Source organism: Streptomyces sp. MMG1533 (genome assembly GCF_001279775.1).
Lineage (GTDB): Bacteria > Actinomycetota > Actinomycetes > Streptomycetales > Streptomycetaceae > Streptomyces.
In genome coordinates this window covers 110,104-119,728 of the sequence record NZ_LGDG01000015.1, presented here as the reverse complement: position 1 = coordinate 119,728, position 9,625 = coordinate 110,104, and the positions used below count along the sequence as shown (strand labels likewise).

The 9,625-nt window shown below is 70.5% G+C and carries 10 protein-coding genes; 2 read left to right on the top strand and 8 right to left on the bottom strand.

Annotation, left to right across the window (positions count from 1 at the left end):
• On the top strand, nucleotides 1–274 hold a 274-nt coding region (locus ADK57_RS04050; RefSeq protein WP_078972935.1), incomplete at its 5' end, for an ATP/GTP-binding protein.
• 66 nt (nucleotides 275–340) lie between these two features.
• On the opposite strand, the gene ADK57_RS04045 is transcribed toward ADK57_RS04050, so the two are convergent.
• From ADK57_RS04045 to ADK57_RS04030, 4 genes are all read right to left on the bottom strand, one after another.
• Nucleotides 341–868 carry a hypothetical protein gene (locus ADK57_RS04045; RefSeq protein WP_053747938.1) on the bottom strand — a complete coding sequence of 176 codons (528 nt, stop codon included), beginning with the start codon at nucleotides 866–868 and terminating at the stop codon, nucleotides 341–343.
• Between the two features lie 97 nt (nucleotides 869–965).
• A complete protein-coding gene (locus tag ADK57_RS04040; protein ID WP_053747937.1) occupies nucleotides 966–1,157 on the bottom strand; it encodes an acyl-CoA carboxylase subunit epsilon in 192 nt (63 codons plus the stop codon).
• 57 nt (nucleotides 1,158–1,214) lie between these two features.
• Complete coding sequence (locus ADK57_RS04035; protein ID WP_053747936.1) at nucleotides 1,215–2,822, bottom strand: acyl-CoA carboxylase subunit beta; 1,608 nt, start codon at nucleotides 2,820–2,822, stop codon at nucleotides 1,215–1,217.
• A 151-nt stretch (nucleotides 2,823–2,973) separates the two neighbouring features.
• Nucleotides 2,974–5,325 (bottom strand): polysaccharide lyase 8 family protein, encoded by a 2,352-nt coding sequence (locus tag ADK57_RS04030; protein ID WP_053747947.1) that lies wholly within the window; start codon nucleotides 5,323–5,325, stop codon nucleotides 2,974–2,976.
• 135 nt (nucleotides 5,326–5,460) lie between these two features.
• On the opposite strand from ADK57_RS04030, the gene ADK57_RS04025 reads away from it, so the two are divergent.
• Entirely contained in the window at nucleotides 5,461–6,069 is a 609-nt protein-coding gene (locus ADK57_RS04025) for a YceI family protein (RefSeq protein WP_053747935.1), read from the top strand.
• Between the two features lie 96 nt (nucleotides 6,070–6,165).
• Here ADK57_RS04025 and ADK57_RS04020 read toward each other — a convergent pair whose 3' ends face one another.
• The 4 genes from ADK57_RS04020 to ADK57_RS04005 are packed head-to-tail and all read right to left on the bottom strand — an operon-like array spanning nucleotide 6,166 to nucleotide 9,612.
• A complete protein-coding gene (locus ADK57_RS04020; protein WP_053747934.1) occupies nucleotides 6,166–6,732 on the bottom strand; it encodes a YdeI/OmpD-associated family protein in 567 nt (188 codons plus the stop codon).
• A gap of 19 nt (nucleotides 6,733–6,751) precedes the next feature.
• Nucleotides 6,752–7,306, bottom strand: a complete 555-nt coding sequence (locus tag ADK57_RS04015; RefSeq protein ID WP_053747933.1) for a hypothetical protein — start codon at nucleotides 7,304–7,306, stop codon at nucleotides 6,752–6,754.
• A gap of 51 nt (nucleotides 7,307–7,357) precedes the next feature.
• On the bottom strand, nucleotides 7,358–8,272 hold the full coding sequence (locus tag ADK57_RS04010; protein ID WP_234389954.1) for a phytanoyl-CoA dioxygenase family protein: 915 nt from the start codon (nucleotides 8,270–8,272) through the stop codon (nucleotides 7,358–7,360).
• Between the two features lie 59 nt (nucleotides 8,273–8,331).
• A complete protein-coding gene (locus ADK57_RS04005) occupies nucleotides 8,332–9,612 on the bottom strand; it encodes an MFS transporter (RefSeq protein WP_053747931.1) in 1,281 nt (426 codons plus the stop codon).
• Nucleotides 9,613–9,625: the final 13 nt, after the last annotated feature.

Here is a 9,625-nt window from a genome sequence, read left to right as displayed (position 1 = left end):
GCGCGGCGCCATCGGCGCGATCGTCCTGGTGGACACCCGCCGCCTCGCCGACTGCTTCCCCGCGGTCGACTACTTCGAGAACTCGGGCCTCCCCTTCGTGATCGCCCTCAACGGCTTCGACGGCAACCAGCCGTACAACCCGGACGAGGTCCGCGAGGCCCTCCAGATCGGCCCCGACACCCCGATCATCACGACGGACGCCCGCCACCGCGCGGACGCGAAGAGTGCGCTGATCACGCTCGTGGAGCACGCTCTGATGGCGCGACTGCGGTAGCGACAGACGCCGGACGGCCCCTGCACCTCCCCCGGGAGGCGCGGGGGCCGTTTGCGTGCTCTCGGGTCACCAGAGCCCTACGGGGTCGCGGCCGGCCGCCCTGCGCAGGATCGACCGGATGGATCCCATCCCGTACTTCTTCTCGTCGCTGGAGATTGCGGCGACCTCCAGGAGGAGGGGCCGGATGTCGACCTGTGCGGCGCGGGCCTCCTCGCACAGCCGGTTCAACTCGACCATCTCGTCCCGGGTGTCGCGGCCGTGGTCCCTGGCGGACAGATACACGAGGTGGCGGCGGAAGCCCTCGGTTGTCCGCGCTGCGGGGAGACCGGTGGCCCAGTGGAAGTGGTAGCAGCGCTCCAACAGGGCGCGCACGGCGATACGGGTCGGCTCGTCGCCGCCTTCGTAGAGATCGAGCAGCTGGCTCAGGGCCGCCTCCGCCTCCTCGCGGACGTTCGCCTCGTCCAGCGGCCTGGGCCCTTCCAGCAGGCGGGTCTCCCAGTCGGGGTCGTTGAAGTCGATCGGCCGCTCCCCCAAGGGCTTCACCAGCGCGGCGATCAGTTCGACCTCGTCCGCCAACTCGTCCGGTACGCCCACCGTTTCCCCCTGTCACTGGTCGAGGGGCCCAACGTATGCGCGAAGGCCCCGGCCGCCCAAGGGGACGGTCGGGGCCTTCGCGGGTCGTGCGCGGGGCTCAGTGCCAGCTGTGCGGGGCGCGGAAGCCGGGCTCGCGCTCCAGGCGGCGCCAGCCTGCCTTCGGGCGGCCGCGGTGGGTGGGGGGCGTGGAGGGCTGGGCGGCGGCGCGGGCCAGGAGGATGGCCGTGATGGCGGCGACTTCCTCGGGCTCGGCGTGGCCCTTCTCGACACGAATGTCAGGGGTGGTCATGGGTGTCAGTCTCCGTGAGAGAGGTTTCCGCGGGGGTACCGCGAAGGTTCCACAGGGTTACTGCGGGGGGTTGCCGTGCTTGCGGGACGGCAGGTCGGCGTGCTTGGTGTGCAGCATCGCCAGGGACTTGATGAGCACCTCGCGGGTTTCGGCGGGGTCGATGACGTCGTCGACCAGGCCGCGCTCCGCCGCGTAGTACGGGTGCATCAGCTCGGACTTGTACTCCTTGACCATGCGGGCCCGCATGGCCTCGGGGTCCTCGGCCTCGGCGATCTGGCGACGGAAGATCACGTTGGCCGCGCCTTCCGCGCCCATCACGGCGATCTCGTTCGTCGGCCAGGCGTAGGTGAGGTCCGCACCGATGGACTGGCTGTCCATGACGATGTACGCACCTCCGTAGGCCTTGCGCAGGATCAGGGAAATCCTCGGCACGGTCGCGTTGCAGTAGGCGTAGAGCAGCTTCGCTCCGTGCCGGATGATCCCGCCGTGCTCCTGGTCGACACCCGGGAGGAACCCGGGGACGTCCAGGAAAGTGATGATCGGGATGTTAAAAGCGTCGCACATCTGGACAAAGCGCGCAGCTTTTTCCGACGCCTCGATGTCCAGGACCCCGGCCAGGGACTGCGGTTGGTTGGCCACGATGCCCACCACCTGGCCGTCGAGACGGGCCAGGGCACAGATGATGTTGCGGGCCCAGCGCTCGTGGACCTCCAGGTAGTCGCCGTCGTCGACGATCTCCTCGATGACCTTGGTCATGTCGTACGGCCGGTTGCCGTCGGCCGGGACCAGGTCGAGCAGGACGTCGCTGCGGCGGTCCGTCTCGTCGCTCGGCTCCACCCGGGGCGGGTTCTCGCGGTTGTTCTGCGGGAGCATCGACAGCAGGTAGCGCACCTCGGCGAGGCACGTCTCCTCGTCGTCGTAGGCGAAGTGGCAGACGCCGGACGTCTCGGCGTGCACGTCGGCGCCGCCGAGGCCGTTCTGGGTGATCTCCTCGCCGGTGACCGCCTTGACGACGTCCGGGCCGGTGATGAACATCTGCGAGGTCTCGCGGACCATGAACACGAAGTCGGTGAGGGCGGGGCTGTAGGCCGCGCCGCCAGCGCACGGGCCGAGCATCACGGAAATCTGCGGGATGACCCCGGACGCCTTGGTGTTGCGCTGGAAGATGCCGCCGTAGCCCGCGAGGGCCGAGACACCCTCCTGGATACGGGCGCCCGCGCCGTCGTTCAGGGAGACCAGGGGTGCGCCGGCCGCGATGGCCATGTCCATGATCTTGTGGATCTTCGTGGCGTGGGCCTCGCCCAGCGCGCCGCCGAAGATGCGGAAGTCATGGGCGTAGACGAAGACCGTACGGCCCTCCACCGTGCCCCAGCCGGTGATCACACCGTCGGTGTACGGCTTCTTCGCCTCCAGGCCGAAGCCCGTCGCCCGGTGCCGCCGCAACTGCTCGACCTCCCGGAAGGAACCCGGGTCCACGAGCAGCTCGATGCGCTCCCGCGCGGTCAGTTTGCCCTTGGCGTGCTGCGCCTCGGTCGCCTTCTCGCCGGGGCCGGCCAGCGCCTGCGCACGAATCTCGTGCAGCTCGGCGACCCGCCCGCGCGCGTCCGTCGGCTCACCCGTCGACTCGTCCGTCGACTCACCCGGCGCCTCATCCAAAACGGTCATGTAGCGACCTTACGAACACCACCAAGGAAAGCTCGCCGTTGACTCCGTACAGTCTCCGGACCGTTTCCTTGGTACCCCTGAACAGAACCTGGGCGGCATGCAGCCCTTCTGACTGCTCGGAGGGCGTCGCACTTGTAGGGGTCGTACAAACTCAGCCGGTGAGAGTCACCTCACATTCGTGGGTGGCACATGCCCTCCCCGGGGTGACACGGAGGCGCAATCGGCGGTCTGCGCAGACCACCTCGACCGAGTCGTCCGCGCGGATCACCCCGCCCACCGGGTGGTCCCAGGTGATCTCCAGCGGCCCGCCGGTGCGGGGCGGCTCGCTCACGCAGAGGGTAGCGGTGCGGCCGTGGCGACGGACCAGCACGCTCGCGCCGGCGGACGCGGTCAGTGCGCCCGCCGTGCCGGCCTGCCAGAAGGTGGCGGCCGTGAGGCCGAGGGAGGGGACCCGGACGGCCTGGCACGTGCTGTCGTTGGCGAGGACCGACAGCCAGTGGCGGTCGGCGGCGCGGACGGCGACCGTACGACGGGTGGCTCCGGGCAGGAGGACGTAGACGTACGAGGCGTTGACCGGGTCGGTGCCGTGGTCCAGCCAGAGGGTCTGCCAGCGGCGGGTGCGGCGCTCGGTCGTACTGCCGGTGTTGATGTCGGACCAGGCGCCGGTGCGGTCCTCGCGGAGGGTCTTCAGGGCCCCCTCCGGGATCACCCAGCCACCGTGGTCCTCCAGGTGGGCCCAGCCGGGGCCCCGTACGAAGCCCTGGGTGCCGCCCTCCCCCAGGTTGCGGTTGTCGACGACCGTCTCGACCGGGACGCCGTCGGTGCAGGTGATGCCGGCCCCGAGGCAGACGACCGCGTCGGCGAGGCAGAACCACGACTTGCGTGCCTCCAGGGTCGACCCCAGCCCCTTCAGGTGCTGGCCGATCGCCGCGTACTCGCCGTCGGTCGTGCCGCCGACCCACCGCACGTCCGGCTTGGGCTCACCCCACTCACCGCCCGCGCGGTCGGGAAGGCGCTTGGTGGAGACGGTGGTGCCCGGGAGGCGGTACCAGTCGACGGTGGGCCAGTACCAGTCCGTGTACTGATCGGACCGGTCGCCGGGACCGGTCGGCCACCAGGCGACCATCCCGGCGCCGGTGTGCCAGCCACGCGGGTTCTCTCCGTTGCCGCACTCGTAGTACGCGATGCGGTCGCTCGCCATGGCGAGGCTCGCGGTGAAGGCGGGACGGCGGTGGACGGCGCGGTCCATGGCCGGGAAGAGGTGATGGCCGATGGGTTCGGGGGTGGCTGTGACCGGGGAGGCGGCGACCGCGTGCAGGCGGGCGAGGTCGGCCACGTCGAATTGACGTGCCGTCAGGATCGGCGCCACCGTGTCCCGTTCGATCCATCCCTTGACACGGCCGTACCAGCGCCCCCGCTCCGACGTGCTCGCGCCTTCGGCGAGCAGCGCGATGGCGGCGATGACGCCCTGCCCGTGGAAGTGGTCGCCGCGCAGGACGTGGCGGTCGTCACTCTTGAGGTAACCCCGGCTGATGGCACGGCCGTTGACGCTGTCCATCACCAACCCGTCGTGGATCAGGGGCGCGTAGGCGTGCTCCACGCTGTCCAGGATGATCTGCCGGCCGGGATCGGTGACCTCCCACTCCGACCCCGCGAGCAGCGCGAAGAGGCGGCCGAGGCCGTCGAGCATGACCTGTCCGTACGTCCCCGAGTAGGCGACCCGGGTGTGCTGCACGAACGAGCCGTCCGCGTAGAGCCCGTCCCCCTCGGTCACATACGGGAAGACCGGCGAGAGGGCGTCCCTGGCGAGGGCGATCCTGTCGGGGGCCCGGCCCAGGACGCCGCGCAGCGCGACGGAGCGGCACAGGTCGACGCGGTTGGCGCCGGTGGAGGTGCCGGAGTAGTCGGTCAGCATCGTGTCCGGGATGAAGTGGTCGACGGCGGCGCAGGCGGCTTCCCGACGGGCGTCGGTGAGGTGGTCGTACAGGGCGGCCGTGAGGTCCATGAGCAGGCGGGGGCTGCCGATCTGCCATTCCCACCAGTTGCCGTAGCGGGTGGTGGAGGGGTTGTAGACGGTGGCGGAGAGGTGGTCGAGGCCGCGGATCACGTCCGTGAGGAGGGTGGGGTCGGCGGTGGAGCCGGTGCCCTCTCGGACGTAGGCCTGGGTCATCGTCCACAGGCGGCCGTAGCTCTGGGTGATGCCGGAGGGCGGGTCGTAGGGGCGGTCGGGCCAGAGGGAGGCGGGGGTGGGGGCCATGGTGGCGCGGAAGGAGCGGGCGAGCTCGCCGGTTTCGGCGAGTCGGGAGGCGTACGGCTCGGTGGCCGGGTCGTAGCCCGTGCCGAGGGCGAGGTCGAGCCAGCGGCTGCGGAGCGTGGCGTAGGGGTCGTCGCCGACCGGGATTCCGGAGGTTCGCGCGGCGGTCGTCGCCATCAGGGCGGCGGTGAGCAGGACGGCTCGGCGGGTGGGTCTCGACAAGGCGGAGGCTCGGCGCTGGGGATCCATGACCGTGTCGTCTACCACTTCGGCGCCATCGGGCAAACACTTCCGCGGATGACGTTGATGCTCGCCCGGAATAGGTCTACGGTCGGTCGTGTTGACATCGTTGAACATTCAACATCAACCTTCCAGGAGCACGTCATGGGCATCTTCGGCCGCAAGGACACCACCGACACGACCGCCGCGGCGCCCGCCGCCGTGAACCCCGACCTCGCCGCGCTGACCGGCGACTACACCATCGACCCGTCCCACACCACGCTCGGCTTCGTCGCCCGGCACGCCATGGTCACCAACGTCAAGGGCAAGTTCCTCGACTTCAGCGGCTCGCTGCACCTCGACGGCAGCGACCCGGCCGCCTCCACGGCGTCCCTCGACGTCAAGATGGAGAGCATCGACACGGGCTCCCCGGACCGCGACGGTCACCTCAAGAGCGCGGACTTCTTCAAGACGGACGAGTTCCCGACGATGACCTTCCGCTCCACTTCGGCCCAGGCCCTGGGCGGCGACGACTACCGCATCACCGGTGACCTGGAGATCCTCGGCACCACCAGGCCGCTCACCATCGACCTGGAGTTCAACGGCGCCGCGAAGGACCCCTTCGGCAACGAGCGCGTCGGCTTCGAGGGCAAGGCGGAGATCCTCCGCTCCGAGTGGGGCCTGACGTGGAACGCGGCGCTGGAGACGGGCGGCGTCCTGGTCTCCGACAAGATCAAGCTGAACTTCGACATCTCGGCGATCAAGAACGCGTGACCCTGCCGGCGGCGACACCGTCGGGCTTCGCGGCACCTGAACCCTGAGCGCACCCGCCCTCCACTCCGGCCACCCGGAGGGCGCGCGCCCGGCGTGTCATCCCCGCGCCAGTTTGTCGACGGCCGCCGCCAGCCGGGCCTCGCGGTTCTCCGGCGTACGGGCGCGCAGAACCGGGAGCATGGCGAGGTACCGGTCCGTCCTGCCGAGGCTCTCGAAGGCCGCCCTGGCGCGGGGGTTCCGGGCCAGGGCTGCGGCGAGGTCGTCGGGGACGGCGGCCTCGCGTTGCGACTCGTACGCCGCGGCCCATCTGCCGTCGGCCTTCGCCAAGTCCACCTCCGCGAGCCCGGCGGGGCGCATGCGGCCGGCCGCCGTCAACTGCTCCACGCGCCGTACGTTGGCCATCGACCAGAGGCTGCCGGGGCGGCGCGGGGTGATCCGTTGCAGGTAGTGCGTGGCGTCGAGGCCCTTGCGCCGACCGGTGATCCAGCCGTGGCAGAGCGCTACGTCGTTGACTTCGGCGGCCGTGACGGAGAGCAGGCCCGAGGACTTCTTGGCGACCTCGACCCAGAGGCCGGGGTGCGGAGCGGCGTGGGCGGTGAGCCAGGTGTCCAGGTGGGACGCGGTTTCGAAGGGGCGGGACTCCGGCTCGTCGGAAGAGGGCATGGGGACACCCTAGACAGGGTCACTCGCGTACCTCGGACAGCGAACGGAAGCTGCGGACCCGGTCCGGTCGCGAGGTCCCGGCGACCGCGCGCAGGTGCCAACGGGCCGCGGGCATCCGGGCGTTCCGGTCCGGGGAGTCGTCGGGCACGGCGACGATGTCGTCCTCGTAGACCTCCGTGAAGACGTATCCCGCACCCGGGTCTCCGAGCACCGGGCAGTACCGGACCGCGATCCGCAGGCACTCGGGATGGATAGCGGCGGAGGACACCACCGGCGATCCGTCCTTCGGCTCCTGAAGCGCCACCCAGGCCGTGACGTCCAGGTCGTTTCCGCACACCTGGCAGCCCCAGAGACGGCGGCACAGCTCGGCCTTCGCCCGCTCGATCTCGCGGAAGAGCGGTACACCGTCGCCCATGGGCGTGACCCAGGGGAAGGGCAGCCCGGCCACCACGGGGCGCGGCAGGCCGGCCGGGTTCTGGAAGTCCTCGCCCTTGTAGCGCGGCGGATGGACGTAGACGACGTCCTTCATCCGCTGGCCGTCGTCGCGGTCCCGCAGGTAGACCACTCTCTGCATGTCCTCATCCCTCCGTGTCTCTCCGTGTCCCTCCGCTCGGCGTCCCTGCGTTCAGCGGGCGACGGTGCCTTCCTTCAGCCGCTCGATCATGCGCTCGGTCGTGGCGAGGGGAGCCTCGTCGGCCCGGGTGTCCGCCGGGGCGACTCCGGGCCGGTCGTTCCAGGTCCCGTGGCCGGCGAACGGGATGGTCTCGCCGGGCGAGTAGCGCGGCAGGGGGCGGTAGTTGTTCACGCCGTCGACGGGTTCGCCGCGGACCAGTACGGGGTCCAGGTAGAGCCCCTGGCTCTCGATCCGGGTGGAGGTGGCGATGTAGCCGATGTCGAGCCCGCAGCGCCGCTTCGGCGAGGTGTTGGCCTCGGAGCAGTGCAGCAGGTGCGGGTGGTGGACGGAGACGTCGCCGGGGTTGAGTTCGATGTCCACGACGCCCCGCTCCTCGGCCCACTCGCGCACCAGTCCCCCGTCGGCCTCCGAGAAGAGCATGTTGGGCCGGTCCGTGCGCAGGTTCGGCGGGTACAGCGGCAGTTTGTGGCTGCCGGGGATCATGCGCAGGCAGCCGTTCTCGGTGGTGCTCTCGTCGACGGCCAGCCACACCGTCAGCGCGTTCATCGGCGCCAGCTTCCAGTACGCACCGTCCTGGTGCCACAGCACGGGCTGGCCGTCGTAGGGCGGCTTGCAGATGTAGTGCGCCGTGAAGCAGGCGAGGTCCGGGCCGAGGAAGTACTCGCCGATGTCCACCAGCCGCGGATCCGATATGAGCCGCACCCAGAAGGCGTCGTTGCGGATGAGGGGGTGGTGGAAGTGCTCCGGCCGCAGCTGCGGGTACCTGGCGGTGAGCCACTCGACATGGGCGCGCGCCTCTTCGAGCAGGTCTTCGGGGATGACGTTGCGGATGATGGCGAAGCCGTGCTCCTCGTACTCGGCAGCGGCCTGCTCCAGTGCGGTCATGCGCGTCTGAGGTGCGGACATGTTCGTCTCCAGGTGAACTGTGCGGTGATTCGGCAGGTGACGTGGCTTCGGACGTGCGGTCAGACCTCCCACTCGGCGGGGAGCCTCCGGTAGCCGCGCAGCGGGGAGAGCAGCAGCAGGGCGAGCGGAACGCCCATGGCCAGCGCTCCCGCCCACAGGGCCGTACCGGTGGACCAGCGGTCGGCGACCACACCGCCGACGAGTGCGCCCAGGGGCGTGGCGCCCTGGACGACGACGCTGTAGGCGGCGGTGACCCTCCCCATGTACTCGTTCGGTGTCACCCGGGCGCGCAGTCCCGCCGTGGACACCGACCGGCCGACGATGGCGAAGCCGATGAGGACCTGCGCCAGGGCGACGAGCGGCACCGCGGCGCCCCGGAAGACTCCGGCGAGCGGTGCCGCCAGTACGGCGAACGGGGCCAGCGCGGAGAAGACGAGGGTCATCCGGATCTCCCCGTACCGGCGCCGCAGCCTGGGGGCCAGCAGGGAGGCCGTGAGTCCGGCGAGGGCACCGAGGGTGGACAGCAGACCGAACATCCAGGGGGTGATGCCGATCTCCCTGAGCAGGAAGACCGGCAGCATCGCCAGGATGATGCCCGCGCCGATGTTGTTCAGGGCGGCCTGGTTGAGCAGCAGGCGCAGCAGCGGCTGCTTGAAGAGGATGCCGATGCCGTCGGCGATCTCGCGTCGGAACTTCCGTTCGGGCACGGCCTTGCCGCGGGCCACGTCCCCGTCCGGGCGGATGCGGCGCAGCAGCAGGACCGACGTGAGATGGCAGAGGGTGGCGAAACAGTAGAGGACGGGGGCGGCGACGCCCTGGGTCAGGACGCCGGCGACGCCGGGGGAGATCGCCTGGATGGTGGTCTCGGACGTCTGCAGCCGGGCGTTGCCGTCCGCCACGCGCCGTCTGGGCAGCAGGTACGGCAGCACACTGCTGTGGGCCACGTCGAAGAAGACGCCCGCCAGGCTCACCAGCAGGGCCACGACGACCAGTTGGGCCACGGTGAGGACGCCCAGGAAGTAGGCGACGGGAATGCTGCCGAAGGCGACGGCGTAGACGACGTCCGCCCAGACCAGCACGGGCTTCTTGCGCCAGCGGTCGATCCAGACGCCGGCCGGGAGACCCACGGTCAGGAATCCGGCGCGGCTGCAGACGAAGATCAGGCTCATCACCAGGGGCGGTGCGTGCAGCAGCAGGAGGGCGGTGACGGGCAGGGCGAACCCGGCTACCTCGGAGGCCGCGTACCGGAACCCGTTGGCGGCCCACAGCCGCCGGAAGTCGGGGACCTTGAGGACCTCGGTGGTGTCGTCGTCGACGGCGTGGACGGAGGGGAGTGTCACGGTGGTGCCTTCC

What these genes read in the sequence shown, in the direction of transcription:
- ADK57_RS04040 (WP_053747937.1), bottom strand. Translation starts at nt 1,157, where the DNA reads ATGACCACCCCTGACATTCGTGTCGAGAAGGGCCACGCCGAGCCCGAG.
- ADK57_RS04035 (WP_053747936.1), bottom strand. Translation starts at nt 2,822, where the DNA reads ATGACCGTTTTGGATGAGGCGCCGGGTGAGTCGACGGACGAGTCGACG.
- ADK57_RS04030 (WP_053747947.1), bottom strand. Translation starts at nt 5,325, where the DNA reads ATGGATCCCCAGCGCCGAGCCTCCGCCTTGTCGAGACCCACCCGCCGA.
- ADK57_RS04025 (WP_053747935.1), top strand. Translation starts at nt 5,461, where the DNA reads ATGGGCATCTTCGGCCGCAAGGACACCACCGACACGACCGCCGCGGCG.
- ADK57_RS04020 (WP_053747934.1), bottom strand. Translation starts at nt 6,732, where the DNA reads ATGCCCTCTTCCGACGAGCCGGAGTCCCGCCCCTTCGAAACCGCGTCC.
- ADK57_RS04015 (WP_053747933.1), bottom strand. Translation starts at nt 7,306, where the DNA reads ATGCAGAGAGTGGTCTACCTGCGGGACCGCGACGACGGCCAGCGGATG.
- ADK57_RS04010 (WP_234389954.1), bottom strand. Translation starts at nt 8,272, where the DNA reads ATGTCCGCACCTCAGACGCGCATGACCGCACTGGAGCAGGCCGCTGCC.